Consider the following 25,118-nt stretch of genomic DNA (forward strand, 5'->3'; position numbering starts at 1 on the left):
TCGCGTGAAGAGAATGCAACACAACAAGAAGCCGGAGGGTTTTCGTGTTTCAGGGAAACGCGAAAATGCTTCGGGTGGCTATGAAGCCGGTCGCCGCCTTGCCGGGGTCGCCTTCGCCGTGGCCGTCTTGCTCGCACCGACACTTGCGGGCGCCCAGTCCGCCGATCCCGGCCCCGGCGCGGATACTCCGGCCCCAGCCCCCATGCAGGGCCAGCCTGTCGCGCCGAACGGATTGGCGCGCCTGTCCGTTTCGGCCCAGTTCGCAGGCGACCGGAAGCCGATCCGCTCCGGTTTGAACTGGCGCGTGCTGAGCGAAAGTGCCGACGGCGCCTCGCCCAGGATCGTCGCGCGCTCCTCCGAGCCGGAGCCCGCCTTCTCCCTGCCGCCAGGCAATTACATCATCCATGCCGGCTACGGCTTCGCCAGCGGCACCAGGCGGGTCAGCCTCGGCCAGCAAGGCTTGAGCGATCTGGTCCAGATCAGCGCTGGCGCGCTCTCGCTGGCCGGCTCCATCGGCGATGCGCCGATCCCGGCGACGCTCCTGTCCTTCTCCGTGTTCGTGCCGCTGCAGGGCAACTCCGAAGGTCGCCTGATCACCAGCGGCGCCAAGGCGGGCGAGGTCATCCGTCTGCCCGAGGGCACCTATCACGTCGTCTCGACCTATGGCGATTCCAACGCGATCCAGCGCGCCGACGTGAAAGTCGAGACCGGCAAGGTCACCGACGCGACGCTGCATCATCGCGCGGCCAAGGTCACCCTGAAGCTCGTTGCCAATACCGGTGGCGAAGCCTTTGCCGGCACCGCCTTCAGCGTGCTGACGCCGGGCGGCGACGTCATCCGCGAGGCGATCGGTGCCTTTCCGCAGGTCATTCTGGCCGAAGGCGACTACGTCCTGATCGCCCGGCAGGAGGGGCAGGTTTTCTCGCGCGACTTCAAGGTCGAGTCGGGCAGCGACCATGATGTCGAGGTTCTCGCGAGGTAGGCCGGCGCGGGCCGGCGGCGCCCGCTTCAGTTCGTCTGCCTGGCGCTATTGCCGGCGGCCTCGATCCTGACCGGACCGATCCCCGCGACGATCCCATCCGCCAGCCGCAGCGCCAGGCAGCGATAGCCCGCATCGACGAGATGCAAGCCATCCATGCCGACGAGCTCCTCCGGGGTAAACTGGCGCGAATTCGACCAGCCCTTCATCATCGCATAGCGTGGGAACAGCGAGATGCCCTGATCCTGCGCCGTTTTCGCGAGCACCGCGCGATAATCGTCGTAATGCGGATAGCGCCCTTCGCGCGGCAGCCAGGGCAGGTCCATCAGGATCATCTCGATCCCGGCGGCACGGGCCTTGCTCACCCCCTTGCGCAGGATCTTGCCGAGCTTGTCCTCGCCGATATCGCGAATGGCGTCGTTGATGACGGTCTGCCAGATCACGATCGCCGGCTTCTCGTCGATCACATCGGGCTGCATGCGCAGCAGCATGTCATAGGCTGACTGGCCGCCGACCCCCTTGTTGACGACCCGGACCTCGGCACCGGGCAGGCGCCGACGCAGCTCCGCCTGGAGCACCGCCGGATAGCTCTTGTCGTCGGCACTGGCGCCGGAGCCGGCTGTAGCCGAGGAGCCCAACGCCACCACGGTCAAACGGCCGGTTTCCTGGAGCGCCTTGCGCGCGGCCGGCAGGTTGGGCTGGAAGGCGGCCTTAGCCCCTTCGGCGCGGCAACGGATATCGGGCGGCGGCGGCAGCGGTGCGGCGCTCGATCCGGAATTCAGCGCGAGGAGAAGGAAGGCCGTGACGGCTGCGCGCCACGGGCCGGGGCAGACTCGGCGCTTGCGCCGCGTTTCGTGATCGAACGGTACCACGACAGGAAAATCCCTAACCCTGTCAGAATTGTAGCGCCACCGGCACAGATCAGCAACTGAACGCCCGGATCGAACGATGTTTCCGCGAGCAGGATCTGTCCGATGATCGAGAGCACGATGCCCGCGCAGAAGACGTGAAGCGAATTCTGCCCGGCGCTGGCAAGCATGCGACCCGGGGCAGCCTTCGCCAACGCGGTTCCGGCCGGCAGCCAGCGGATCGCCAGCCAGGCCAGCGCGCCGATATGAAGCAGCCTGGTCCAGGCAAGATTGGTCTTATCCGAGCCGAGCTGGACGGAATCGAACCAGTCGTTAAGCGCGGCGATGCCTGTCGGATTGCCGCTTGTGATCTTCACCGCCCAGGCAAAGGCGATGAAAGCAACCGCCATAACGTCGATCCAGGGCAGCCGTGGCGCACGGATGCCGAGCTGTGCCGCCCGCCCGATGACGACGCCGAGCGTGAACACGACCTGCCAGGCGAAGGGGTTGAAGAACCAGACCCCTGCATTGCCATTGGGCAGGTTGAGCTCGAAGGCGAGCGCCGCCTGCCAGATCGCCAGCGAGCAGGCGAGCGTGAGCAGCGGGCTAAGCCGCGCCGCATAGTAGATCGCCGGAAACAGCGCCAACAGCACGATATAGAGCGGCAGGATATCGAGATAGGACGGCTGGTAGGTCAGTGTCAGCGCGCCGATCAACGCTTCGACCGTGTCGCGGAAGAAGGGCTGGATGTTGATCGCCTCGATATAGAGCGGGTTCTGCGTCCGCGTGACCGCCGTCGCGACGACACCGCAAACGATGATGAACACGGCGATATGCGCGATGTAGAGCGTCCAGATTCGTGCGCCGAGCTTCAGCCCTGCGACCGCCAGCCCGCGCTGCTCGATCAGCCCGCCATAGGCGAGCGCCGCCGAGACGCCGGCCAGCAGGACGAAGATGTCGGCCGCATCCGAGAAGCCGTAATTATGCGGCATATAAGCCGAAACCACGTTCCCCGGCATGTGATTGATGAAGATGATCAGCAGGGAAAGCCCGCGGATCACGTCGATCCGCGCATCCCGTCCCGGAGCGGCCAGCACTGCATCCGCGGCCGGGCGGCCGAGAAGCAGGAAGCGCCTGAAGGAAGAATGGGAGGACACGGGACGCAAGTCCTTCAGAGAGGCTGCCTTCAGCAGGCCGAAAAATCCAGGATCGAAACGCCGGCGGCCGCTTCATGTTCCGGCTCGCCGCTCTCAAGATGAACGTTTGCTGTCGAATCCGTTCATCTGCTGTTCATATAACTCCCGAGGATTCGCGTCACGCGGCGCGTTGTCACAAGCGCGTGTGGCGGATCATGAGCGTCTTTGCGGCGGGGTTGAGACGAAGCGGCGCCGACACGGCAATGTGATGCCGCGCCGGTCGGTTCGGGGCTGCTCAGCAGGCTGCTTCAGTAGGGTGGTTCGGCGTAGACCGGCTTGCCGTCGATCAGCAGACGCTTGATCGCAGCCTCACCCGCAGACGAGACGGCGACGACGACCTCGATCCGGGCCTTGTCGGTGGTCTCGATCGCCTTGCCCTCGCCCTGCGGCACGAAATAGCTCTCGAGACCGTAGGCGATGCGCAGGCGGTTGCGCTGACCGCTGCAATCGAAGGCACCGTCCGCATTGGTGGCACAGGCCGAGGTCGACGTGACGCGCCCTGCGATCACCACCACGCCTTCGCCGGCCTTGGGCCAATCGCGCGAGACGCCCACCGCCTTGGCAAAGCCCTGCTCGTCCCGGCCGAGGCTGACATAGACCTGCTCGCCGCGCTGAAAACCCGGCTGACCGGCAGCATCGGATTCGACCGTGCTGATCGGGTAGGCCAGCACGACATAGTCGCCGCGAAAGAGGTCGCGCGGATCGACGGGGACGGTTTTCAGACGGATTTCCGTGCCGCTCTTCAGGATCCGTGCCCGCTGTTCGACGAGGCCGAGCAGAACGAGCCCCAGCAGCACCACGGTCGCCAAGGCGCGCCAGACCAGCGGCACCTTTGCGACGAGGGTATCGGCCGCAAACGCGCGCATCACGCGGCTTCCTTCTCAGGCGGATTGAAGCGGGCGAAAAGGCGGCGAGCGCCGGAAGCGACGGCCAGCAAGGTCGCGCCTGCGACGAAGAAGAACAGCGACTGATCGAGCAGCGTACCGATCGTCTGCCAGAGCAGGATCAGGATCGCGACGCCGAACAGCACCGAGCCGGCCAGCACCAGCCGCCGAACGCCTCCGGCAGCGCCGGACGCCACGAGCGCCGTCGCGGCCAGCAACACCAGACTCGCGACGATGATCTTGCCGGCCATGGCGGTGACGATGCCGCTCCAGAACACGACCGGTACCAGCAGGACGAAAACGAGCCCCGTAGCCAAGGGCCAGGCGAAGCGCTGCTCCCGGGCGAGGCCCGCAAGGCAGGCGACGACCGGGACGGTGACCGCATAGGCGAGGAAGACGAAACGGAACGCATGCCCGGCCCGAGCCTCGTCGTGGTCGAGGATGCGGATCAGCTCGACATTCAGCACCAGCACCAATCCGACCAGCCCCCAGGGCAGGCAGGCGGTCAGAACCGGCGGCAGGCCCCGGTCGAGCGCCAGCGCGCCCAGCGCCACATAGAACACGGCGAGCGCCAGCCCATAGGCCAGAAAACCATAGTCGAGGCGATCGAACAGTGCGTAACCCGGCGCCATCCCAAGCCAGGCCGCCGCAGCCAGAACGACGAGGTGATGGACCAGCCGATTGTCGCGCGACAGCGAAAGCCACAAGGCCGGCAGATAGAGGATGAGGAAGCCGAGATGAGCGCCGCTGCGCGCCTCCTCCCAGCGCCCGCCACTCCAGGCGCAGATCGCGATCAACGCGATCGCCAGCGCACCGTTCGAGCGCATCAGGAAAGCGGCGATCAGGCCGCCGAGCCCCACCAGCAAGGCCCCATCCGGCCAGTCTGCCGGCAGATGGTACATCTGGCCGACCAGCGCGAGCCCGGCGCCGAAGATCAGCACGCCGCAGGTCACGGCGGCATCGGCGCCGCGCGGCGAGCCCTGACGCTCCAGCCGGAAGGCATAGCCGATGCAGGCGGCGATGGCGGCCAGGATCATACCGAGCTTGACGAGGCGCGGAATGTCCTCCCAGCCGGCTGCGACGAAGGCCGCGACGCTGGCAGCGATCAGCAGGCCACCGAGTAGACCGAGCAGCGCCGGCAGGCGGACACCGCCCCGTTCCCGGGCGACCGAACGCCGGATCGCACCGGCATTCTCGGCACTGAGCCAGCCTTCGGTGACCCAGCGAGGAAGATCGGCTTCGAGCCGCTTGAGATAGGAACCTGTCAGCATCGCCGGCAATCTGGCACGGTGGGGGTGGGATTCGCTAGGGGCGCGCTCCGCCCCGAAGCGGAGACGATCGCCGGGCCGCTTCCGAACAAAACATGGCTGTCGTTCCGGATTCGCGCCTGTGACGCGTCCCGGAACGACAGCCATTCGACAGCTCTTGGTCAGGCCGTCTTCACGGCCTTCTTGCGGGCCAGATCCGGCGCCAGCGCCTCCTCGCCCAGCGCCTTGAGCGCGTCGTCGAGGGACATGACCGTCTGCGCCTGGCTGCCGAGACGGCGGACCGTCACGGTCCTCTCCTCGGCCTCGCGCTTGCCGACGGCGAGGATGACCGGAACCTTGGCCAGCGAGTGCTCGCGCACCTTGTACGAGATCTTCTCGTTGCGCAGGTCGGCGCGTGCCCTGAGGCCTGCCGCCATCAGAACCATCGTCACATCCTCGGCATAGGCATCCGCCTCCGAGGTGATCGGGCAGACGACGATCTGCTCAGGCGCCAGCCAGAGCGGGAAATGCCCGGCATGATGCTCGATCAGGATGCCGGTGAAGCGCTCCAGCGAGCCGCAGATGGCGCGGTGGACCATGACCGGCTGCTTCTTCTCGCCATCGGCACCGATATAGAAGGCCCCGAACCGCTCCGGCAGGTTGAAGTCGACCTGCGTCGTGCCGCATTGCCAGTCGCGGCCGATCGCATCGCGCAGGACATACTCGAATTTCGGCCCGTAGAAGGCGCCCTCACCCGGGTTGATCTCGGTCTTGATCCGGTTGCCGGACTGCCTGGCGATCGTCTCCAGCACCTTGGTCATGACGTCCTCGGCATGGTCCCAGAGCGCGTCGGAGCCGACACGCTTCTCGGGCCGCGTCGAGAGCTTGATCACGAGGTCCTGGTCGAATCCGAAATCCTCGTAAACCGACAGGATCAGGTCGTTGATCTTCAGGCATTCGGCCGCGAGCTGCTCTTCCGTGCAGAAGATATGCGCGTCGTCCTGCGTGAAGCCGCGCACACGCATCAGCCCATGCAGCGCGCCCGAGGGCTCGTAGCGGTGGACATTGCCGAACTCGGCAAGCCGGATCGGCAGATCGCGATAGCTCTTCAGGCCGTGCTTGAAGATCTGGACATGGCCCGGGCAGTTCATCGGCTTCAGCGCGAAGACGCGATGGTCGCGCTCGGCATCGGCCGGGTTCTCGAAGGCCGCGGCCGATTTCACCGCGAACATGTTGTCCTGGTACCAGCCCCAGTGGCCCGAGGTCTCCCAGAGCGACTTGTCGAGGATCTGCGGCGCATTCACCTCCTCATAATCGGCGGCGAGGCGCCGGCGCATATAGGCGATGATCTCCTGGAACAGGCGCCAGCCCTTGGAGTGCCAGAACACGACGCCCGGCCCCTCCTCCTGGAAATGGAACAGGTCCATCTCCCGGCCGAGCTTGCGGTGGTCGCGCTTCTCCGCTTCCTCGATCTGCTTGAGATAGGCGTCGAGCTCTTCCTGCTTGGCGAAGGCCGTTCCGTAGATACGGGTCAGCATCGCGTTGTTCGAGTCGCCGCGCCAATAGGCGCCGGCCGTCTTCATCAGCTTGAAGGCGTTGCCGACCTTGCCGACCGAAGTCATGTGCGGGCCGCGGCAGAGGTCGATCCAGTCGCCCTGTGCGTACATCTTCAGCGTCTGGTCGGCGGGGATCGCATCGACCAGCTCGACCTTGTAGGTCTCGCCCTTCCCGGCGAAGAAATCCTTGGCCTTGTCGCGGCCCCAGATCTCCTTGGTGAAGGGTTTGTCGCGCGCGATGATCTCGCGCATCTTCTTCTCGATCGCCGGGAAATCCTCAGGCGTGAAAGGCTCGTTGCGGGCGAAATCGTAATAGAAGCCGTTCTCGATGACCGGGCCGATCGTCACCTGCGTGCCGGGAAAGAGTTCCTGCACGGCCTCGGCGAGGACGTGGGCGGTGTCGTGCCGGATCAGCTCCAGCGAACGCGGGTCTTCCCGGTTCAGGAGCTCGATCTTCGCGTCCGCGGTGATCGGGTCGGCGAGGTCGACGACGGTGCCGTCGAGCGCCATCGCGACGGTGCGCTTCAACAAGGAGGGAGAGATGCCCTTGGCGATCTCGACCCCGGTGATGCCGGAGGGAAACTCGCGCTTGGCGCCGTCGGGAAATGTCAGGGAGATCGTCATGGATCGCTATCCTGCTCACTCGGGGATACAAGCCCCGTAAGACTAGGCCGGCTACGAATGTGGGGGTTGCGTTCCGCCGCCCGTGGCCGGTTCGGCGTCGGAATCGAAAGCCGCCGGCACGTTTGCCCCGCGCCAGCGGCCATAGGACCATGGCCTATACCAGGATGCGTCCGGCGGCAATTCCTCGCAGACGATATCGATGCCGCTCGTGCCCCATGGATTGCAACGGCAGATTCGGGCGAAGCCGACCCAGCCGCCGCGCCAGAGCCCGTAGCGCAGGATCGCCTCGTCGGTATAGGCCGAGCAGCTCGGCCAGTGCCGGCAATGCCGCCCGACCAGCATGGACAGGCTCAGTTGATAGCCGCGAATGGCGAGATGCGCGGCCCTTCGCGGAAAAAGCGCGACGTTTCGCAACAGCGAAAATCTTTGCTTAACAAAGAGACGCTGGAATAGATCGTCAGCTTCGTTTCGTTCAACCACAACCAGAACCGCTTCTCTTGCTCGATACCGGAAACATGATGCGCGCCGCTCGCTTTCGCCAAGCCCTCCTTCGCAAGGCTTCCGTTCGCACTGCCCTGCTCGGCGCCGGACTGGCTCTGGGCCTCGGCCTCGCCGCACCGGCCTCGGCCCAGCAGCGGCCTTACCTGCTCTGGCTCGACGGCGCCAAGCTCGACATCGCCAAGATCATCGGTCTACCGCCGGCGCAGAACAGCCCCGAAGGCAAGGCCGAGTTCGAGCAGGTGCAGCACATCACGCTGAACCGCACGCCCGAGCGCGAGCAGCAGGCGATCGCCGACCAGCGCCAGGCCCTGGTGAACTTCCTGAACGGCATGGACACCGGCTATGTCGACAACACCCATCGCGAGGTAAGGCTGCTCTTCCGCGAGGCGCAGGTCGAGCTCGGTATTCTCCTGAAGAGCGTCAACCGTCTGACCAGCCGCCAGCGCCCCTTCCAGCTCTGGGCCAAGACCCGCGTCAAGCCCTGCCCCGGCGCACGGCCTATCGGTACCTCCTTCCCGTCCGGCCACGCGGCGACCGCAGCCCTCTATGCGGAGCTGCTGAAGGCGGCCATCCCCGAAATGTCGGACAAACTGGAGGAACGGGTGAAGAGCTATGATGAGAGCCGCCTGATCTGCGGCTTCCATTTCCCGAGCGACCTCGTCGCCGGTGACAAGGTCGGGCGCGCCGTCGCCAAGGCCCTGCTGGCGGATCAGGCCTTCAAGGCCCGCTTCGACGAAACCCTGCCGGAAATCCGCGTCGCCTTCGGAGTGAAGTGAGTTTCCGCTAGGCCGCGGCCTCGCGCCGCTTTGCCTCGATCTGGTCGATCGCATCGACCACCGCGTCGAAGGTCAGCATGGTCGAGGCATGGCGCGCCTTGAAGTCGCGCACCGGCACGAGCACGGTGAGATCGGCCCATTTGCCGTCCGGCGGCGCGGCATTCTCCTTCAGGATGGCGCGGGCCTGCTCGCGCACGGCACGCAGTTCCGCCGCCGTCGAGCCGACGATATGGCGAGCCATGATCGAGGACGAGGCCTGCCCCAGTGCGCAAGCCTTCACCTCATGGCCGAAACCGGTGACGACATCGCCGTCCATGGTGACATCGACTGTCACGGTCGAGCCGCATAGCTTCGAATGCGCGCGCGCCGTCGCATCGGGCGAAGGCAGGCGTTGCAGCAGGGGGATGTTGGCGGCGAGCGACAGGATGCGCTTGTTGTAGACGTCGTCCAGCATGGCCAGTTCTCTCACCGGTCTGGAATGACCGGCATGCAGACCCAATATAGGGTTGATCGCCACAAAACGGGAGGGCATGGGAACCTCTTCCGCCGCGAGGCATCGAACTTGTCGCACCGGCCTCGCTGCCGCAGCCCTGGAACGGCGGCTTGCGAGGCCTTCATCGTCCCAACGGGAGGCACCACATGATCCCTGTGGTTAAGTCCTTGTCCGTCGAGGGGGCCATCGGCCCCTCCGCTGACAAGTTTCTGGTCCGCAAGCCGACGCAGGAAGAGGCCGAGGCCGCCGTCCGCACGCTTCTGCTCTGGGCGGGCGACGATCCGTCGCGCGAAGGGCTCGCCGACACGCCGCGGCGCGTCGCCAAGGCCTACCGGGAATTCTACAAGGGCTATGCCGAAGATCCGCACCATATCCTCGACCGCGTCTTCGAGGAGGTCGAAGGCTATCGCGACATGGTCCTCGTCCGCGACATCCCGTTCTATTCGCATTGCGAGCACCATATGGTGCCCTTCGTCGGCAAGGCGCATATCGGCTACTACCCGTCGAAGGGCGTGGTCGGCCTGTCGAAGCTCGCCCGCATCGTCGACGTCTATGCCCGCCGTCTGCAGACACAGGAAACGATGACCGCCCAGATCGCCGACGTGATTGAGGAGGTCCTGGAGCCACGCGGCGTCGCCATCCTCGTCGAGGCCGAGCATATGTGCATGTCGATGCGCGGAGTCCATAAGCAGGGTTCCTCGACGATGACCACGCAATATCGCGGCGTCTTCCGCGACGATCCGGCCGAGCAGGTCCGCTTCTTCACGATGGTGAAGTCGCCGGGGCTCTAGCAGCTCCGATTGGCCGCGCCCCCGTCGTTCCCATACAAGGCGCATGACCGCCTCTCCTCGGAGCCGAGATGAGTCTCTTCCCCACTGCGTCCGACAAGCACGCCCTCGAGGAGGGCACGACGCTGAGCCCTCGCTTCGACGCGAACGGCCTCGTCACGGTGGTTGCGACCGAGGCCGATACCGGTGCCGTGCTGATGGTCGCGCATATGAATGCCGAAGCGCTGCAGCGCTCGGTCGAGACCGGCGAGGCCTGGTACTGGTCGCGCTCCCGCCAGGAGCTCTGGCACAAGGGCGCGACCTCCGGGCAGATCCAGACCATCGTCGAGATGCGGGTCGACTGCGATCAGGACGCGCTCTGGATCAAGGTGAAGGTCGGCGGCGACGGCGGCTGCTGCCATACCGGGCGCTGCTCCTGCTTTTATCGGGTCCTGCCGCTGCGTGGCGAGGCGGACAGGTCGTTGATCGTCTGCGACTGACAGGGCTGACCCCGGCGCGCAGCGGCGATGCCGCCGACGTGCCTTCACGGTTTCGTCAAATACGAGCGATAATCGCCGGAGGCCGCCGTTCATCTTTCGCTCATCGGCTTTTGAGACCCTCTCATTCCACGGAGGGACGAGCCCATGCGGTGGGATGGTGTCGCGCGGCGAGCCTTTGGTCTCGGCGGAGGTGGTGCCGCAATGAACGATATGCGCCCGGTCGACAGGCAGCCGGCACTGATCAGGCCGAAGATCGGCCTCGCGCTCGGCGGCGGCGCGGCGCGCGGGTGGGCCCATATCGGCGCACTCGAAGTGCTGATCGAGGCAGGCTTTGCCCCCGATGTCATTGCCGGAACGTCGATCGGCGCCGTCGTCGGCGGCTGCCTCGCCGCCGGAAAATTGCCCGAGCTCACCGAATTCGCCACCAGCATGACCAAACGCCGCATCGTCGGCCTGATGGATTTCCATATCGGGGGTGCCGGGTTGATAGCCGGCGGCCGCCTGAAGCGGCTGCTCGAACAGCATCTGAACGGCATCCGGATCGAGGATCTCGATCGCCGTTTCGTCGCCGTCGCGACCGAACTCGGATTCGGCCACGAAATCTGGCTGACCCATGGCCCGCTGGTCGAGGCGCTGACCGCGTCCTACGCCCTGCCCGGCATATTCGATCCGGTGAAGCTCGGCGGACGCTGGCTGATGGACGGCGCGCTGGTCAATCCGGTTCCCGTCACGGCGGCGCGGGCGCTCGGGGCCGATGTCGTCATCTGCGTCAACCTCAACAGCGATCTCACCGGCCGCGGCACCACCATCCAGGACCAGAGCTCCGACCCCGATCCGCTCGTCCCGGAGTTGCGCATCCAGCCCGAGCCACGCTGGTATGATGGAATCAGCGGCGCCGCCAAGCGTGTCCGCAACATCGTCGGTCGTCCGACGGAGAACCGCCCGGGCCTTGCCGGCGTGATGATCGACGCATTCAACATCACGCAGGACCGCATCTCGCGCTCGAGGCTGGCGGGCGACCCGCCCGACGTGATGATCGGTCCGAAGCTCGGCCGCATCGGCCTGTTCGATTTCCACCGTGCCGGCGAGACGATCGAACTCGGGCGGCAGGCGGCACAGCGGTCGCTCGAAGACATCGCCGCTCTCGTTGCCGCCAATCATATCGCGCCGGAAAGCTGACGCCCTGCGGCAAGGCGGAAGCGGGCTCGCCCCAGCGCAGAAGCGCGGTCATCCCCGGCCGGGGCCGGGTCCCATGCACGAGCCCTGCCGATCGACGTTCAGGCGCGCATCCCGGATCTTCGCTTCGCGGCGTCCGGGATGCCCTGCGTTTCGGTCAGGATGCGGCGCTCTCCGTCACGCCATCGCGATGTAGTCGCGCATCGCCTGGCTCTCGGCCTCGATCGCGGCGACCCGATGCTTCACGACGTCGCCGATCGAGACGATTCCGGTGACCCGTCCGTTCTCGACGACGGGAACATGGCGGAAACGGCCGGTCGTCATGATTTCCATCAACTCGTCGACGCTGGTCTGGGGCCTGCAGGTCACGACCTTCGAGGTCATCGAGCGCGAGACCGCACTCTCCAGCGCGCCAGCTCCCAGCTCGCCGAGTGCCCGGATGATGTCGCGCTCGGACAGGATGCCCACCAGCGCTCCGTCCGCGCCCATCACCGCGACGGCGCCGATGCGTTTTTCGCTGAGGGTCCGGATCGCCTCGGTCAGCGTGCGATGCGGCTGCACCGAGACCACATCGTGCCCCTTGCCGCTCAGCAACTGCTCGACATTCATGGACAGTCCCTCCTCGCAGGCGCGCCGTCGCCGGCGCGCGGTTTCGCTGGAACTCCGCGAGGGTCGGCAAAACTCTTCATGCCGGGCCGGCTCGGGAAGTGCTTCGCAATGAAGCGAGTGTGAGCGAAGACCTTGGCACAGGCAAGGTTTCAGAAGCGATTCTGGAGAGCCCGCGGGCGCCCGCGCGACACCCGCCGTTCAGCGCGCCTGGCGGCCCCGATCCAACAGGGGGAACAGCAGGAGTCCAACGACGAACCCCCCGATATGGGCCTCCCAGGCGATACTGGTCTCCTCGCCGAAGATCGGGACCAGCCCGGCACCGAACAGGATGTTCGTCACGAACCAGATCGCGATGAACAGTAGCGCGCGCGAATTGCGCCAGAGCTGCCCGAGCGGCTCGGCCGGAATCGCGCGCACGACCGCATCGTCGCCCAGCTCTCCGAAGCGCAGACCCGGCGCGAAGACGAAGCGGATCGCTGCCGCGGTCGCCCCCGAGATGCCGGCAGATGCACCGACGAGCGGCAGCACGTCGAGATCCCGCGACCACCAGTGCAGCAGCGCGCCGCCGATCGTTGCCAGCGCCATGAGGTTGAGAAAGCGCCCCGACCCGAGCCTCCGGGCGACGGGGCTGCCGAAAGCCGCGAGCCATACCGCGTTGGAGACGAGATGCAGCCAGGAGCCGTGCAGGAAGCCGTAGGTCAGGACGGTCCAGAGCCGCACCCCGCCATCGGCCAGCAGCAGCCTGACGAGCTGGAGCCGCTCGGCCACGTCCTGCCCTGCGGTGACTTGCGCCATCGCACCGACGACATCGTCGATCCGCCCCGGCGTTAGCCAGAGCGTCAGGCGCGCCGGCACGAAGGCGAGCCAGGACATCAGCACGTAATCGTCATAGTCCGACAGCAGCGAGCGGCCGGCCTGGATCAGGGTCAGGGCCGCCAGCAGCCAGACGACGGCGGAAGGCAGGTTGAAGACGGGTTCGCGCCGCGGCAGGGAAGGATCGTGGGAAGCCATGCGGCCGACACACTTGCCGAAGCACCGTCACGGCGCAAGCACCAGGCCACCGCGACTCAACGAAAAAGGGGAGCAGCTCGCGCCGTCCCCTTTTTCGCCGGCTGTGAGGCCGCCCGGTCGTGCCGGGCGGCTGGCTCACGCCCCCCTCCACCTCTGGCTGGCATGCTGCCCGCATCCGCAATTTCCGGAGCAATTCATGCGCATTTTAACGATCATCCACAATCGCAAGACTTGATTAACCCTAACGCCCCTGCCGCCTCCCCCGACTCAGGCGACGGTGGCAAGACGGCACGGCGAATGCGTCAGCGGTCTTCCAGGAGATTGATTCGTCCTCCTTTCGAACGGTTTCGCGTCGTCTTCGGACGCCGGCCCGCTCCAGGGAGAGACAGAGGCGAATATGGGCACAGGATGAAGAACGCGAGCACACGTCTGGTTTTCGAATATTGGGACGGGCTGCGCGGCGAGCGGGCCGCGCCGGAGCGCGGCGAGATCGAGCCCGGCGCCCTGCGGCATGCCCTCGCCGATACCTTCGTTCTGGAGAACGAGCCGATCGGCCCGGTCTTCCGGCTCGCTGGGACGCGGCTCTGCGCCCTGATCGGCCAAGAGCTGCGCGGCCGTGCCTTTACGGCGCTCTGGGCCGATGTGGAGGCCCAGGCCGATATGCGCCGCCTCGTCCAGACCGTGATGGATGAGAGCGCCGGCGCCGTCGCCGGCCTCTCCGGCAAGTCGATGACCGGCACACCGATCTATCTCGAGCTGCTGCTGCTGCCGCTGCGCTACCGGGGGCGCACCCATGCCCGCGTGCTCGGCGCGCTCTCCCCTGCCCTGTCGCCGGACTGGCTCGGCCTCGACACCATCGAATCGATGCGAATGATCTCGCTCAGGATGCTCTGGCCCGCGGCAGCCGCACGCCCACCCGTCGCTCCCCGCCGTGCCGCACCACCCCGTCTCGTGGTACTACCGGGCGGGCGGGCATGATCGGAACGATACGTTAACCGACACCCGCCTAGGATCGCTGGGGAATCTAGGTCGGGTATTGATGCTGAACGCCCTTAAAACGCCCCGTACGGCTGCCTACCCTGCTGAGCGCAGGCGGCATTTCCGTATGAAAGTGGTGTTGTTGGGCCGCTACATGCTGCCGAACCGCATGGAATACCCCTGCCAGACGATCGATATCTCGCCCGGCGGCGTCCATCTTGCGGCGCCGGCCAAGGCCAAGCCCGGCGAGCGCGTCATCGTCTATCTCGAACATCTCGGCCGCATCGAGGGCGCCTGCGTGCGCACCACGGCCGAAGGCTTCGCGATGACCATCACCGCGACCAGCCGCAAGCGCGAGAAATTCACGGCGCAACTGACCTGGCTCGCCAATCGCGAGGAGCTTGGCCTGCCCGAGGATCGCCGCCACGAGCGCATCGTGCCGCGCAATCCGCGTTCGGTGCTCGTGATGGAGGACGGTGCGGAGCACATCGTCCGCGTCATCGACATCTCGCTCTCGGGCGCGGCGTTCTCCAGCGAGCTCGACCTGCCGATCAACACGCCGGTTCGGCTCGGCACCACGCCGGCCCGCGTCGTACGCCGCTTCGACGGTGGCTACGCCGCCGAGTTCCGCTTCCCGCTCTCGGCCGACCTGCTCGACGAGAACCTGGAACTCTGAAGCAACCTCTGGCTTTCAGGCTTCTCCCGGACGTCGGCTCGCAGCGCACCGCTTCGCATCGGCTGCCCGGAACAGGGCGATCTGGTCGGTGAGGGCCTTCCTGAAGGCCGGACGATCGGTGATACGGGCAACATAGGCCTCGCTTGCGGGCCGGTCACCGAAGGCCCGGACCCTCTCGACACGCAGCACGTCGGCCATCAGCAGGTCCGCGGCGGTAAAGCGGCCCCCCGCGAGCCATTCCCGCTCCCTCAGCACCTGCTCGAGCTGACCGAGGCGCACGCGCATCCAGTCCGTGAGCTGATTGTCCTGCGCCCCGGTCACGGTCAGGAACCACCAGGGCACGGAAACCATCTCGATCGAGTTGAGCGCGGCCAGCATCCATTGCAGCGTTTCCGCCTCTCCCACCGGATCGACGGGCATCAGCCGCTCGCTCTTCCGCGCCAGATGCAGCAACCCTGCCCCGCTCTCGAACAGCTTCACCTCCCCGTCATCGAGGAACGGGATCTGGCCGAAAGGCTGGCGCGAAAGGTGATTGGTCTCGCGCCCGTCGAAAGGGATGGTGCGGACCTCATAGGCGAGGCCCGCCTCCTCGCAGGCCCAGCGCAGCCTTAGGTCGCGCACGAAGCCGCGCGGGCCTTCTGGCACCCAGTCATAGCTCCAGATCGTCAGTCCGCTCATCGCGACGGCCCTTTCCGACACACGCACATCCCTGAACAATCCCTGATCGCCAGCCCGCGTTCCACCTCACGGCGGCCTCGTGAAGGGCGACACGGTACGGAAAAGGCCGGAAAACCACGCCCGGCCCCGAACCTGCACACGCCACCGGCGCGTTAACGGGTGCGTAGGTTAATCGACCGTTGCAGCACAACAAAGAATTAATGGTTACTGATTTGTTTTAAGTTCGACGCAAATCGTTACTTCCGGCTTTGAACAAGGTTGATCCTGATCGTTACTTGGCGGCCTCGGAGGCCGAATACATAAATTTGTACGTTTCCATTTCAGCCTGAATCCATTCGCTGCCGCGCATCGTCTCCCCGGGACAGAAAGGGGACGACATGCTCTCACTCCATCGCAATCTGATTGGTACCGCTCTCGCCGCCATGGTCGTCTTGACCGGCGCAGGCATGGCTCAGGCGCAAGGCGCCGCCGGCATTCCCGTCGCAAGCCTCCCGGCCGAAGCATCCGGCGATGCGCGCGCACCCTATGCCTGGACGGACTTCTGCAAGCGCACGCCGTCCGAATGCCGCGTCGACACCCGCGAGGTCGAGCGGATCGAACTGAACGGCAAGCTCTGGAAGACGATCGTCGGCGTCAACAACACGGTCAACCGCGAGATCGAGGCCGTCACCGACGAGGATCACTGGGGCGTCGTCGACCGCTGGGACATCCCAACGGACGGCAAGGGCGATTGCGAGGATTATGTGCTCCTGAAGCGCAAGCGCCTGGCCGAAGCCGGCCTGCCGCGCCGCGCCATGCTGGTCACCGTGGTGATCGACGAGGAGAACGCCGGCCATGCCGTTCTGATGATCCGCACCAATCGCGGCGATTTCATCCTCGACAACAAGCGCAACGCGATCCTGCCCTGGAGCCAGACCGGCTACGTCTACGTCAAGCGCGAGTCCCAGTACCGCACGGGCTGGACCTCGCTCGGCGGCGCGCAGACCCCGACGGTTGCCTCGGTGCAGCGTTGATGAAGACCTCCGCAGCCACAAGCCGGCTGCGGGCATAAGGACGGCGAGGCTCGGTCACGTCCCCACCCACCCGTCCCCAAGGATCGGGTTTCGCCAGGGGCCGGCTTTCCTTCACGGAAAGCCGGCCCACCTTTTTTGAACTTCAATCCAGCCGTTCGAGCCCGGCCGCAAACTGCCGCCAGCGTTGAACATAGCCCTGCGCCGAGGCGGCGATCCTCGCCGCCGCCTTGTCGTCGAGGGTCCGGATCGCACGGGCCGGCGAACCGACAATCAGCGAGTTGTCGGGAAATTCCTTGCCTTCCGTCACCAGCGCATTGGCGCCGACGAGGCTGTTGCGGCCGATCTTGGCACCGTTGAGGACGGTCGCGCCCATGCCGACAAGGCTGTTCTCGCCGATCGTGCAGCCATGCAGGATGGCGCGGTGGCCGATCGTGCAATTCGCACCGATCGTCAGCGGGTAACCCATGTCGGTATGGAGCACGCAGCCTTCCTGGATATTGCTGCCCTCGCCGATCGCGATCCACTCGTTGTCGCCGCGCAGCACCGCGCCGAACCAGATTCCGACCCCGGCCGCCAGCCGGACCCTGCCAATGACATGCGCATCGGGCGCGAGCCACCACTCTCCCGCCTTCGCGGTTTCGGGCCTTGTTCCATCGAGCGCATAGAGAGGCATCGGCTTGTCCTGACGGTTCGAGCCCTCAGGATTGCAGGCGGGCGGCGCCTGCCGTCAAGCTCCGAGCAGATGCAGCAGATCGAGCACGACGCGCCCCGAGATCAGGCTCCAGATCGCCGCGGTCATGCTTGCAAACATGACGAACGAGAACGGCCGTCCGTCCGATACCCGGCCGTTCACGATATTGCGCAGGATCAGGAACGGCGCGCTGAAGACTACCACCGGCACGCTGGCGACAGCAGCGACCCCGCCGGCCTGCAGAAGCTTGAAATCGGCCCGCTGCGCCGTGAACAGCTCGAATGCGCTCGCCAGAAGTCCGGCGAAGGCGAAGCCGAGGAACAGGGACTGCAGCGCCTCGACGGCGGAAGGCTGGATGGTCACGAACGCGAACTCTCGACCAAGGCGACACCCGAGCCTGTCGCATGGTTTACGAACTGTGAAGCGGAGATTTAACCGATGGTTAACCGTATCGGCGCCGTCATGGTTTACGCAGCATTAAGCCGCCGGTGATTCAGTGTTTGCAACTTGATTGCAAGGCTCCGGAATGACCGCATCGCTGCCCTATCATCGGCCGGGCCACCAGGCCGCCCACATCACGTCGATGGTGCGCATGCGCCTGCAGCGGCAGGCCGCACCGCTCCCGCGCGCGGACGGCGCGCTTCTGAAGGCGATGCTGCTGATCCTGACGGCGGGCGTTCTGGGGACGGCCCTCGCCGTCTACCTCACCCATCGCGGGGACGAACCGGCCACCGCGCCGCAGCCGGCCCGTGTCGGCGATGTCGCCCTGATGATCCCGAAGGATCTCACCGGCATCGATGATGATGGCGACACGAGCCGGCTCGTCGGCATGGTCCGCCTGCGCCTGGACTGGCCGAGCCTCGGCCCGGCCCAGCCGGAGAACCGCAAGCGGCTACTGATCACGCTGAGCCCGCCCAACCGGGTGAACGAGCCGGCCCGGCAGCTCGCGACCTATGCCCGCTTCCTGACGCCGACGGTCTGGTCGAACCCCGGCGGCCTCGTGGTGCGCGGCTTCCGCAAGGGCTCGCCCTTCGAGAATGACGAGTTCTACGTCTCCGTCCCTGACGGCAAGGGTTTTGCGGCGCGCTGCCCGATCGAGACCGGCGCCGGGCTCGAAGAGCCCTGCCGCATCACCTTCCAGCATCGCGGCATGGACGTGAACATCCGCTTCCCCCGCGCCATCATCGCCGACTGGGCAGTGATGCTCGGCGGCGTCAGGCGAACGCTCGACGGGCTGACCCGCTAGGATTGAACGTCATTCTCGGGCTTGACCCGAGAATCCCGGCGGAGGAAGGCACGGAGGCCTCACCGTCTCAAGATGCCCGGGTCGAGCCCGAGCGTGACGGCGCCTGCCCTCAATCCTCGAGATCGACGTCGAGGATCGCCATGGTGAAGTTGAAGGAGCGGTCGCCATCCTCGTCGTCGACATGGATGATGCCGATGAACTCCTCGCCCAGATAGACCTCGGCCGAATCGGTCTTCTTCATCCGGGCGCGCACGCTGATCGCGTGGTTGTTGAAGGTGCGGCGCAGATAGGCTTCGAGCTTGGCGAGTTCTTTCTTGTCCACGGTCCTGGGTCCTTTCGATTGGCCGGGAGCGATGCCACGGCAGACGGGGAAGGGCAAGCGAAAGCAGCCGCTGCGGACATGGCAGGCCTCATCCATCCGGTGGTTGTCGGCACCCGGCGGAATCGTGCCATGCTCACAGACTTCCGGAACCGTGATGGACCTGAGATCATGAAGCCGTGGCTTGCTCCCGCCCTCGACTATGTCGCGTCTTGGCTCGATTTCCAGCGCAGCCATCATGACCAGCCGGGCTGCGCGGTCGCGGTCGCCGACGGTGATGAGATCGTGCTGGAAGCCGCTTTCGGCAGCGCGAACCTCGCCACAGGCGAAGCGCTGACGCCGCGCCATGGCTTCCGCATCGCCTCGCATTCCAAGAGCTTCACCTCGGCCGGCATCCTGCGCCTCGTCGAGCAGGGACGCCTGAGGCTCGATGACGAGGTCGGAGGCCTGATCGACGGGCTGCATCCGGAGATCGCCCGGGTCACGATCGGCCAGGTGCTGTCGAACAGTGCCGGCCTGACCCGCGACGGTCCCGATGCCGGCCAGTTCCTCGACCGAAAGCCCTATTGCAGCAAGGCGGAACTGCTTGCCGATCTCGCAAAGCCTCCGGTCTTTCCCGGTTCGCAGCGCTTCAAATACTCGAATCACGGTTTTGCCCTGCTCGGCCTCGTCGTCGAGGCCGTGACCGGCCAGAGCTACAGCGAATGGATCACGGACGAGGTCGTCTCCAAGGTCGGTCTCACCGAGACCAAGGCCGATATCGAACTCTGGGGACATCGGCCGATGGCAAGAGGCCATAGCGGCAGGCAGCTGCTTGGCCGGCGGGTCGTCATTCCGGCCGACAATCCCGGCCATGCCATGGTCTCCGCCGCGGGCTTCGTCGCGACCGCCGCGGATGTTGCGCGCTATTTCGCGCAGCTTTCGCCGAACGCCGAGCGCAGTATCCTCTCCGCCCGGAGTCGCCGCGAGATGACGCGCCGACTCTGGCCGGACGACGAGACCAGCCTCGGCCGCCATTACGGCCTCGGCACGATTTCAGGCGGCGAGGGCGACTGGCGCTGGGTCGGCCATTCCGGCGGCTTCCAGGGCTTCATCACCCGCACCGCGATCTTCCCGAAGCAGGATCTGACGATCTCGGTCCTGACCAACGCGATCGACGGGCTCGCCCATCCCTGGCTCGACGGCGTCGCTCATATCCTGAAGACCTTCGCCGAGCGCGGCGTCCCGTCGCCCGAGACGCGCGACTGGACGGGACGCTGGTGGACGATCTGGGGCGCGACCGATCTCGTTCCCGTCGCGGATCGCGTGCTCTGCGCCGCACCGGCCCTGCCCATGCCTTTCCTCGATGCCGCGGAGATCGCGGTCGAAGCCCCCGATCAGGGCCGCATCATCCGCGCGTCCGGCTTCCACAGCCCCGGCGAGACCGTCGCGCTGGAGCGGGACAGGGCGAAGGTTCGCTCGGTCAGGATGGCCGGATCGCGCCTGCTCGGCGCGGACGCCATGCGCGCGGAGATGGAAGAGCGTTACGGCGATGGAGCCAAGGGCTAAGGCAACCCGGCCTCTCGAGAGAACCACGGGTCATCCCGGACGCAGCGAAGCGGAGATCCGGGATCCATGTCAGAACCTTCTTCGGAAGAGATCCGACATGGATCCGGGGTCTCCCTGCGGTCGCCCGGGATGACGGCTGGGATCGTCCGCCACGCATTCGCCGCCTTCCGGTCGCAGCCTCTCGTTCGAGGGCTGGCCGATGCGTGTTCTTGCCTCGATGATCGCTGCTGTCCTGTTCTCGGGAGCGACGATCGCGCACGCCCATCAGGCTCCGAGCGGCTGGGATTATCCGTTCTATTGCTGCCTCGATTCCGACTGCGCCCAGATCGAGGCGGAAGCCGTGCGCGAGGTCACCGGCGGCTTCGTCGTCACGATCGCGCCCGGCAAGCACCCCATGTGGTCGAGCGAGCGCAAGCAGCCGCTCCGGCTCGAAATCCCGCAGGACAAAGCCAGGCAATCGCCGGATGGCCGCTGGCATCTCTGCATCGACGACTCAGGCGAACTGCTCTGCTTCTTCGCGCCGGGCAACGATTCCTAACGCATGAAATGCAGGCTGCGGAACCGGCCTCGGAAGGCGGTGACATCCTTCGCCACCGCCTCGACCGGGCGCGAGCCATTCAGCCCCTCGGCGATATAGCCCGCGAGCTCCGGCATATCCGCCGCCGTCATGCCGAAGCGGACGATCTCCGGCGTGCCGAGCCTGAGGCCATTCACGTCGCCCTCGACCGCCGGCAACGGCAGGCCGATGCCGCAGGATAGGATGTTGACCGCCCGGAGCTTCCTAGCCGCCGCCTGCCCGCCGCCATAGCCGGCCGCCTCGATCGCGAACTGGTGAGAGGTCGTCATGCCCCGGTCGCGCGCGAAGACCGGCACCTGCCGCTCGCCGAGCGCCTCGGCCAGCGCCTTCGCCGTATTGGCCATTTCCTGCGCATAGGCACGGCCATGCGCCTTCCAGTCGAGCAACGAGACGGCGAGCGAGGCCGATTTCGCCGCGTCGAAATTGGCAGTGAGGCCGGGATAGGCGATGGCGTCGAGCTTTCTGGCGATCGTGGCATCGTTGGTCACGATCAGGCCGGAAGGCGGCCCGCCGAGGCTCTTGTAGGTGCTCATCGTCATCAGATGGGCGCCCTCCTCCAGCGGCTGCTGCCAGCCATGGCCGGCGATCATGCCGGACATATGCGCCGCATCGAACAGCACGATCGCGCCGACCTCGTCGGCGATGGCCCGGATCTCGCGGATCGGATGCGGGAACAGGTTGAGGCTGCCGCCGATCGAGATCAGCTTCGGCTTGAGGCGCAGCGCATCGGCGCGAAGCTTCTCGACATCGACGGTATAACGGACCGGATCGATCGGCGCAGGATGCGTGACGATGCCGTAGAGCCCGGCCGCGCCCGCGCCGTGATGGGTGACATGCCCGCCGATCTCGCCCGGCGGCGCGATGATGCAATCGCCCGCCTTGGCCGCGACCATGAAGGCGTAGAGATTCGCGATGGCACCGGAGGGCACGCGGATTTCGGCATATTTGGCGCCGAACACCTCGGCCGCGAGCTCCGCGGCGATGATCTCAATCTGCTCGATCGCCTCCAGCCCCATCTCGTATTTGTCGCCGGGATAGCCGAGCGAGGGTCGCACCCCGATCCCCGCCGAGAGCAGCGCCTCGGCTTTCGGGTTCATGACATTGGTGGCGGGATTGAGATTGACGCAGTCACGCTCGTGGATCGCCCGGTTCTCGGTCGCGAGCGCATCGATCCGCGCCGCGATCGCGTCGAGCGGCTGGCTCGCCGTTTCGCCGGCCACCTTGAGCACATAGTCCTCGCTCGCCTGCGGAACCCAATCGCGCCTGCCCAGTGCCGTCATGTCACTCATCTCCCGACCGACCAATACCCCGTTGCCGCCATAACAGCGGTTTGCCGGCCGGTGGGCAAACGAGTATTCATCGCTCGCAGACTGAGGAATTCTCAGCCTCGACCTGGAGCCTCCCCTTGCCGGTCAAGCCGCCGCGCCCACGCCTGCCTGCACTCAATGCGCTGCGTGCCTTCGAAGCGGCCGCGCGCCTGGAAAGCTTCGCCAAGGCCGCCGACGAGATCGGCGTCACGGCCGGCGCCATCACCCAGCAGATCAGGCAGCTCGAAGCGACCCTGGGATTCGCGGTCTTCCGCCGCCTGCCGCAGGGCGTCGCCTTGACCGATGCGGCGCGCGAGGCCCTGCCGCGCCTGACCCGCGGCTTCGACATGCTTGGGCAGGCGGTGCAGGCATTGCGCGAAGCCCAGCCACATCGACCGCTCGCCATCGCCGCCCTGCCCTGCATCGCCCAGCTCTGGCTCTCGCCGCGCCTGCCGGCGTTACAGACGGCGTTTCCTGATTTGCAGATTTCGATCTCGGCGATGGAAGAACCGCCCGATCCGCAGCGCGATCCATACGATCTCTCGCTGTTCTATCGGGGGAACACGCCGAGCGGCGGCGGGCTGCAGCTCGGAGACGACTCGATCACGCCGGTCTGCGCCCCATCTCTCGCGACGAAGCTCACGGCACCGGCCGATCTGGCCACGCAGACGCTGCTGCATGACGCGGTCTGGCGCAGCGACTGGATGCGCTGGCTCGCCTTCGCCGCACCCGGCGCGAAGATCGACCCGAATCGCGGCCCGGCTTTCTCCCTCTACAGCCTCGCGCTGGACGCCTGCCTGTCGGGCTCCGGCGTCCTGATGGGGCGGACAAGCCTCGTGGGCCCCCATCTTGCAACGGGCAGGCTGGTCACGCCCTTCCCGCAAGCCATGCCAACCCCGGACCGGCTGACACTCGCGACGGCGACGGCTGCCGGCGCGCATTCGCGCCGGGCCGAAATCATGGAGTGGCTCGCCTCATCGACAAGCCGCGAGGCTCAGATATAGGCGCCGCAATCCCCGGTCAGCGTCTGATCCATCGAGCGTGACGGCTCGGCACAGCCGGCCTCCCCGACCACCTTGGCCGGGACGCCCGCAACGGTCTTGTTGCGTGGCACGGGCTGGAGCACGACGGACCCCGCCGCGATGCGGCTGCATTGGCCGACCTCGATATTGCCGAGGATCTTGGCGCCCGCGCCGATCAGCACGCCCTTGCGGATCTTCGGATGACGATCGCCGCCCTGCTTGCCGGTGCCGCCCAGCGTGACGCTGTGCAGCATCGAGACGTCGTCCTCGATGACGGCGGTCTCGCCGACGACCAAGCCCGTCGCATGGTCGAGGAAGATACCCTTGCCGATCCGCGCCGCCGGGTTGATGTCCGTCTGGAACACCTCGGAGGCGCGCGCCTGCAGGTAGAGCGCGAAGTCGCGCCGGTCGCGCTTCCAGAGCCAATGCGCCAGGCGGTGGCATTGCAGCGCGTGGAAGCCCTTGAAGAACAGCACCGGCTCCAGCACGCGGTAGCAGGCCGGGTCGCGGTCGAGCACCGCCATCACGTCGGCGCGCATCCCGGCGCCGATCGTCTCGTCGCTGGCCATTGCCTCGGCGAAGCCCTGCTCGATCAGGTCCGCCGTCACGGCGGGGTGGCCGAGCCGTGCCGCCACGCGATGGGCGACGGCGGCCTCGAAACTCGGCTGGTTGAGCACGGAAGCGACGATCAGCGTGCCGAGCGCCGGTTCGGCGGCGACGGCGGCTTCTGCCTCCGTCCGCAGGCGGGACCAGACAGGATCGACCCGATCGAGCCCGGTGGCAAAGCCGCGTGCTTCCACGGCGGAGCGCCCTGACGGCATGGTCATTCTCCGAAAAGGGTGGTTCGACGGAAGGACAGCCTAGCCCGAAGCAGGCGCCCGCATCAAAAGCTCATGCCGAACCGAAATTGAATCGAAAAGCGAGGCAGCGGAATCAGAATTTCAGGGAAATTCGACAACACATTGGCGTCGCCCGCTTTTCCGAACTGCCTCTCTTCATTGTGAAGGTTCTCACAAACGCGCGAGGAAGTCGAGAACGGCCTGCTTGTGGCTCTTGTCGCCGACCGCGAGGTTATGATCGCGCCCGACGATGTCGAAGGCCTCCGCGCCGGGAATGAGCTTCGCCAGATCCGGGCCGGAGCCGGACACATCGTCCTTTGTTCCCACGCTGATCAGGGTCGGCATTGAAATCTGCCCCACCTGCTCGGCCGTCAGGGTCTGACGCGACCCGCGGATGCAGGCGGCCAGCGCCTTCAGATCGCTCTTGGTCTGCTCGGCGAAGGCACGGAACATGCGCTGCATCGGATCGGTCAGGACATCGAGCGACGGCGCCTCCATCGCATCGGCGATGCCGAGCGGCAGCCCGACGCCCTCGACCAGATGGATGCCGAGCCCCCCGAGCAGCAAGGCGTCGAGCCGGCGCGGATGCGCCAGCGCCAGATGCGCCGAGATGCGGGCGCCCATCGAATAGCCCATCACCGCGGCGCGCGGGATGTCGAGATGGTCCATCAGCCGGCGCACGTCCTCGGCCATGACCTGCGAGGAATAGGCTTCCGGGTCGTAGAGCTTCTCGCTCTGGCCATGGCCGCGATCGTCGAGTGCGACGACGCGATAACCGGCATGGGTCAGCGTCTTCGTCCACTGGGTATTGACCCAATTGATCATGTGCGAGGAGGCGAAGCCGTGGACGAGCACGACGGTGCGGTGCTTCGGCACATCGCTGGTCGGTGCCATGTCGATGAAGGCGATCTTCACGCCATCGGAAGAAAAGCTCTGCATGCCAATACCTGAGTCCGGTCTGGACGGGCGGGATATCATCCCTCCCTGCCATGCCCCGACGTCTTTGGATACCCGCCAAGGTGCGGCTTGCTTATGAGCTCCCGCCATGATGAACGAT

The 25,118-nt window shown here is 66.2% G+C and carries 28 protein-coding genes; 12 read left to right on the forward strand and 16 right to left on the reverse strand.

Annotated features, from left to right (window positions below; genetic code table 11):
- The first annotated feature begins 118 nt into the window (after positions 1-118).
- Positions 119-982: a hypothetical protein gene (locus J0I42_RS16770; protein ID WP_291656397.1), complete on the forward strand. Its 864-nt coding sequence runs from the start codon at positions 119-121 to the stop codon at positions 980-982.
- Positions 983-1,008: 26 nt separating this feature from the next.
- Here the strand turns inward: J0I42_RS16770 and J0I42_RS16775 are convergent, their stop codons facing one another.
- The 6 genes from J0I42_RS16775 to yidD all read right to left on the reverse strand — a co-directional run bounded on the left by J0I42_RS16775 (position 1,009) and on the right by yidD (position 7,748).
- Entirely contained in the window at positions 1,009-1,851 is an 843-nt protein-coding gene (locus tag J0I42_RS16775; RefSeq protein WP_291656398.1) for an SGNH/GDSL hydrolase family protein, read from the reverse strand.
- Positions 1,758-2,984 (reverse strand): OpgC family protein, encoded by a 1,227-nt coding sequence (locus tag J0I42_RS16780; RefSeq protein ID WP_291656399.1) that lies wholly within the window; start codon positions 2,982-2,984, stop codon positions 1,758-1,760. The genes J0I42_RS16775 and J0I42_RS16780 overlap by 94 nt, the downstream gene beginning before the upstream one ends.
- A 287-nt stretch (positions 2,985-3,271) precedes the next feature.
- Complete coding sequence (locus J0I42_RS16785; protein WP_291656401.1) at positions 3,272-3,889, reverse strand: GDYXXLXY domain-containing protein; 618 nt, start codon at positions 3,887-3,889, stop codon at positions 3,272-3,274.
- Complete coding sequence (locus J0I42_RS16790) at positions 3,889-5,178, reverse strand: DUF2157 domain-containing protein (protein WP_291656402.1); 1,290 nt, start codon at positions 5,176-5,178, stop codon at positions 3,889-3,891. Before J0I42_RS16790 ends, J0I42_RS16785 begins: the two co-directional genes overlap by 1 nt.
- A 158-nt stretch (positions 5,179-5,336) precedes the next feature.
- Positions 5,337-7,334: a threonine--tRNA ligase gene (gene thrS / locus J0I42_RS16795; RefSeq protein WP_291656404.1), complete on the reverse strand. Its 1,998-nt coding sequence runs from the start codon at positions 7,332-7,334 to the stop codon at positions 5,337-5,339.
- A gap of 51 nt (positions 7,335-7,385) precedes the next feature.
- Positions 7,386-7,748: a membrane protein insertion efficiency factor YidD gene (gene yidD / locus J0I42_RS16800; protein WP_291656406.1), complete on the reverse strand. Its 363-nt coding sequence runs from the start codon at positions 7,746-7,748 to the stop codon at positions 7,386-7,388.
- A gap of 101 nt (positions 7,749-7,849) precedes the next feature.
- Between yidD and J0I42_RS16805 the strand changes: the two genes are divergently transcribed.
- Entirely contained in the window at positions 7,850-8,611 is a 762-nt protein-coding gene (locus tag J0I42_RS16805; RefSeq protein WP_291656407.1) for a phosphatase PAP2 family protein, read from the forward strand.
- Positions 8,612-8,618: 7 nt separating this feature from the next.
- Here J0I42_RS16805 and J0I42_RS16810 read toward each other — a convergent pair whose 3' ends face one another.
- Entirely contained in the window at positions 8,619-9,065 is a 447-nt protein-coding gene (locus J0I42_RS16810) for an iron-sulfur cluster assembly scaffold protein (RefSeq protein WP_291656408.1), read from the reverse strand.
- A 185-nt stretch (positions 9,066-9,250) separates the two neighbouring features.
- On the opposite strand from J0I42_RS16810, the gene folE reads away from it, so the two are divergent.
- The 3 genes from folE (at position 9,251) to J0I42_RS16825 (ending at position 11,550) form a co-directional block, all read left to right on the forward strand.
- Positions 9,251-9,895 carry a GTP cyclohydrolase I FolE gene (folE, locus tag J0I42_RS16815; RefSeq protein ID WP_291656410.1) on the forward strand — a complete coding sequence of 215 codons (645 nt, stop codon included), beginning with the start codon at positions 9,251-9,253 and terminating at the stop codon, positions 9,893-9,895.
- A gap of 68 nt (positions 9,896-9,963) precedes the next feature.
- Entirely contained in the window at positions 9,964-10,371 is a 408-nt protein-coding gene (hisI, locus tag J0I42_RS16820; protein WP_291656412.1) for a phosphoribosyl-AMP cyclohydrolase, read from the forward strand.
- Between the two features lie 201 nt (positions 10,372-10,572).
- On the forward strand, positions 10,573-11,550 hold the full coding sequence (locus tag J0I42_RS16825) for a patatin-like phospholipase family protein (protein WP_291656413.1): 978 nt from the start codon (positions 10,573-10,575) through the stop codon (positions 11,548-11,550).
- Positions 11,551-11,724: 174 nt separating this feature from the next.
- On the opposite strand, the gene J0I42_RS16830 is transcribed toward J0I42_RS16825, so the two are convergent.
- Together J0I42_RS16830 and J0I42_RS16835 are read right to left on the reverse strand one after the other, a co-directional pair.
- Positions 11,725-12,156 (reverse strand): CBS domain-containing protein, encoded by a 432-nt coding sequence (locus tag J0I42_RS16830; protein WP_291656415.1) that lies wholly within the window; start codon positions 12,154-12,156, stop codon positions 11,725-11,727.
- A 198-nt stretch (positions 12,157-12,354) separates the two neighbouring features.
- Entirely contained in the window at positions 12,355-13,167 is an 813-nt protein-coding gene (locus J0I42_RS16835; protein WP_291656417.1) for a rhomboid family intramembrane serine protease, read from the reverse strand.
- A 408-nt stretch (positions 13,168-13,575) separates the two neighbouring features.
- Here J0I42_RS16835 and J0I42_RS16840 point away from each other — a divergent pair, with 408 nt between their 5' ends.
- Together J0I42_RS16840 and J0I42_RS16845 are read left to right on the forward strand one after the other, a co-directional pair.
- Positions 13,576-14,145: a PAS domain-containing protein gene (locus tag J0I42_RS16840; protein ID WP_291656419.1), complete on the forward strand. Its 570-nt coding sequence runs from the start codon at positions 13,576-13,578 to the stop codon at positions 14,143-14,145.
- Positions 14,146-14,206: 61 nt separating this feature from the next.
- Positions 14,207-14,821, forward strand: a complete 615-nt coding sequence (locus J0I42_RS16845) for a PilZ domain-containing protein (RefSeq protein WP_291656421.1) — start codon at positions 14,207-14,209, stop codon at positions 14,819-14,821.
- A 15-nt stretch (positions 14,822-14,836) separates the two neighbouring features.
- Here the strand turns inward: J0I42_RS16845 and J0I42_RS16850 are convergent, their stop codons facing one another.
- Entirely contained in the window at positions 14,837-15,499 is a 663-nt protein-coding gene (locus J0I42_RS16850; RefSeq protein ID WP_291656422.1) for a glutathione S-transferase family protein, read from the reverse strand.
- A gap of 377 nt (positions 15,500-15,876) precedes the next feature.
- Here J0I42_RS16850 and J0I42_RS16855 point away from each other — a divergent pair, with 377 nt between their 5' ends.
- Complete coding sequence (locus J0I42_RS16855) at positions 15,877-16,512, forward strand: transglutaminase-like cysteine peptidase (protein WP_291656423.1); 636 nt, start codon at positions 15,877-15,879, stop codon at positions 16,510-16,512.
- 142 nt (positions 16,513-16,654) lie between these two features.
- Here the strand turns inward: J0I42_RS16855 and J0I42_RS16860 are convergent, their stop codons facing one another.
- Together J0I42_RS16860 and J0I42_RS16865 are read right to left on the reverse strand one after the other, a co-directional pair.
- Complete coding sequence (locus J0I42_RS16860) at positions 16,655-17,185, reverse strand: gamma carbonic anhydrase family protein (RefSeq protein ID WP_291656426.1); 531 nt, start codon at positions 17,183-17,185, stop codon at positions 16,655-16,657.
- 54 nt (positions 17,186-17,239) lie between these two features.
- Positions 17,240-17,566: a DUF6949 family protein gene (locus J0I42_RS16865; protein WP_291656427.1), complete on the reverse strand. Its 327-nt coding sequence runs from the start codon at positions 17,564-17,566 to the stop codon at positions 17,240-17,242.
- A gap of 163 nt (positions 17,567-17,729) precedes the next feature.
- Here J0I42_RS16865 and J0I42_RS16870 point away from each other — a divergent pair, with 163 nt between their 5' ends.
- On the forward strand, positions 17,730-18,449 hold the full coding sequence (locus J0I42_RS16870) for a hypothetical protein (protein WP_291656428.1): 720 nt from the start codon (positions 17,730-17,732) through the stop codon (positions 18,447-18,449).
- A 109-nt stretch (positions 18,450-18,558) separates the two neighbouring features.
- Here the strand turns inward: J0I42_RS16870 and J0I42_RS16875 are convergent, their stop codons facing one another.
- Entirely contained in the window at positions 18,559-18,771 is a 213-nt protein-coding gene (locus tag J0I42_RS16875) for a DUF3126 family protein (RefSeq protein ID WP_149128549.1), read from the reverse strand.
- 168 nt (positions 18,772-18,939) lie between these two features.
- Here J0I42_RS16875 and J0I42_RS16880 point away from each other — a divergent pair, with 168 nt between their 5' ends.
- On the forward strand, positions 18,940-20,316 hold the full coding sequence (locus tag J0I42_RS16880) for a serine hydrolase domain-containing protein (protein ID WP_291656431.1): 1,377 nt from the start codon (positions 18,940-18,942) through the stop codon (positions 20,314-20,316).
- A gap of 199 nt (positions 20,317-20,515) precedes the next feature.
- Complete coding sequence (locus J0I42_RS16885) at positions 20,516-20,854, forward strand: hypothetical protein (protein ID WP_291656433.1); 339 nt, start codon at positions 20,516-20,518, stop codon at positions 20,852-20,854.
- Here the strand turns inward: J0I42_RS16885 and J0I42_RS16890 are convergent.
- Positions 20,851-22,173: a serine hydroxymethyltransferase gene (locus tag J0I42_RS16890; protein ID WP_291656435.1), complete on the reverse strand. Its 1,323-nt coding sequence runs from the start codon at positions 22,171-22,173 to the stop codon at positions 20,851-20,853. The two genes, J0I42_RS16885 and J0I42_RS16890, sit on opposite strands and share 4 nt — an antisense overlap.
- Before the next feature lie 125 nt (positions 22,174-22,298).
- On the opposite strand from J0I42_RS16890, the gene J0I42_RS16895 reads away from it, so the two are divergent.
- Positions 22,299-23,204: a LysR substrate-binding domain-containing protein gene (locus J0I42_RS16895; RefSeq protein WP_291656437.1), complete on the forward strand. Its 906-nt coding sequence runs from the start codon at positions 22,299-22,301 to the stop codon at positions 23,202-23,204.
- On the opposite strand, the gene cysE is transcribed toward J0I42_RS16895, so the two are convergent.
- Together cysE and J0I42_RS16905 are read right to left on the reverse strand one after the other, a co-directional pair.
- Entirely contained in the window at positions 23,195-24,043 is an 849-nt protein-coding gene (cysE, locus tag J0I42_RS16900) for a serine O-acetyltransferase (RefSeq protein ID WP_291656438.1), read from the reverse strand. The two genes, J0I42_RS16895 and cysE, sit on opposite strands and share 10 nt — an antisense overlap.
- Positions 24,044-24,232: 189 nt before the next feature.
- Positions 24,233-25,000, reverse strand: coding sequence for an alpha/beta fold hydrolase (locus tag J0I42_RS16905; RefSeq protein ID WP_291656440.1), 768 nt, complete (start codon positions 24,998-25,000; stop codon positions 24,233-24,235).
- Between the last annotated feature and the right edge of the window lie 118 nt (positions 25,001-25,118).

The sequence above is a fragment of the Allobosea sp. genome, assembly GCF_017308015.1.
Taxonomy (GTDB): Bacteria; Pseudomonadota; Alphaproteobacteria; order Rhizobiales; family Beijerinckiaceae; genus Allobosea.

Excerpts from the sequence above, each read along its gene's own strand:
- J0I42_RS16785 (WP_291656401.1), bottom strand. The coding sequence starts at position 3,889 with ATGCGCGCGTTTGCGGCCGATACCCTCGTCGCAAAGGTGCCGCTGGTC.
- J0I42_RS16790 (WP_291656402.1), bottom strand. The coding sequence starts at position 5,178 with ATGCTGACAGGTTCCTATCTCAAGCGGCTCGAAGCCGATCTTCCTCGC.
- thrS (WP_291656404.1), bottom strand. The coding sequence starts at position 7,334 with ATGACGATCTCCCTGACATTTCCCGACGGCGCCAAGCGCGAGTTTCCC.
- J0I42_RS16805 (WP_291656407.1), top strand. The coding sequence starts at position 7,850 with ATGATGCGCGCCGCTCGCTTTCGCCAAGCCCTCCTTCGCAAGGCTTCC.
- J0I42_RS16810 (WP_291656408.1), bottom strand. The coding sequence starts at position 9,065 with ATGCTGGACGACGTCTACAACAAGCGCATCCTGTCGCTCGCCGCCAAC.
- folE (WP_291656410.1), top strand. The coding sequence starts at position 9,251 with ATGATCCCTGTGGTTAAGTCCTTGTCCGTCGAGGGGGCCATCGGCCCC.
- hisI (WP_291656412.1), top strand. The coding sequence starts at position 9,964 with ATGAGTCTCTTCCCCACTGCGTCCGACAAGCACGCCCTCGAGGAGGGC.
- J0I42_RS16825 (WP_291656413.1), top strand. The coding sequence starts at position 10,573 with ATGAACGATATGCGCCCGGTCGACAGGCAGCCGGCACTGATCAGGCCG.
- J0I42_RS16830 (WP_291656415.1), bottom strand. The coding sequence starts at position 12,156 with ATGAATGTCGAGCAGTTGCTGAGCGGCAAGGGGCACGATGTGGTCTCG.
- J0I42_RS16835 (WP_291656417.1), bottom strand. The coding sequence starts at position 13,167 with ATGGCTTCCCACGATCCTTCCCTGCCGCGGCGCGAACCCGTCTTCAAC.
- J0I42_RS16840 (WP_291656419.1), top strand. The coding sequence starts at position 13,576 with ATGAAGAACGCGAGCACACGTCTGGTTTTCGAATATTGGGACGGGCTG.
- J0I42_RS16845 (WP_291656421.1), top strand. The coding sequence starts at position 14,207 with ATGCTGAACGCCCTTAAAACGCCCCGTACGGCTGCCTACCCTGCTGAG.
- J0I42_RS16850 (WP_291656422.1), bottom strand. The coding sequence starts at position 15,499 with ATGAGCGGACTGACGATCTGGAGCTATGACTGGGTGCCAGAAGGCCCG.
- J0I42_RS16855 (WP_291656423.1), top strand. The coding sequence starts at position 15,877 with ATGCTCTCACTCCATCGCAATCTGATTGGTACCGCTCTCGCCGCCATG.
- J0I42_RS16860 (WP_291656426.1), bottom strand. The coding sequence starts at position 17,185 with ATGCCTCTCTATGCGCTCGATGGAACAAGGCCCGAAACCGCGAAGGCG.
- J0I42_RS16870 (WP_291656428.1), top strand. The coding sequence starts at position 17,730 with ATGACCGCATCGCTGCCCTATCATCGGCCGGGCCACCAGGCCGCCCAC.
- J0I42_RS16880 (WP_291656431.1), top strand. The coding sequence starts at position 18,940 with ATGAAGCCGTGGCTTGCTCCCGCCCTCGACTATGTCGCGTCTTGGCTC.
- J0I42_RS16885 (WP_291656433.1), top strand. The coding sequence starts at position 20,516 with ATGCGTGTTCTTGCCTCGATGATCGCTGCTGTCCTGTTCTCGGGAGCG.
- J0I42_RS16890 (WP_291656435.1), bottom strand. The coding sequence starts at position 22,173 with ATGACGGCACTGGGCAGGCGCGATTGGGTTCCGCAGGCGAGCGAGGAC.
- cysE (WP_291656438.1), bottom strand. The coding sequence starts at position 24,043 with ATGCCGTCAGGGCGCTCCGCCGTGGAAGCACGCGGCTTTGCCACCGGG.
- J0I42_RS16905 (WP_291656440.1), bottom strand. The coding sequence starts at position 25,000 with ATGCAGAGCTTTTCTTCCGATGGCGTGAAGATCGCCTTCATCGACATG.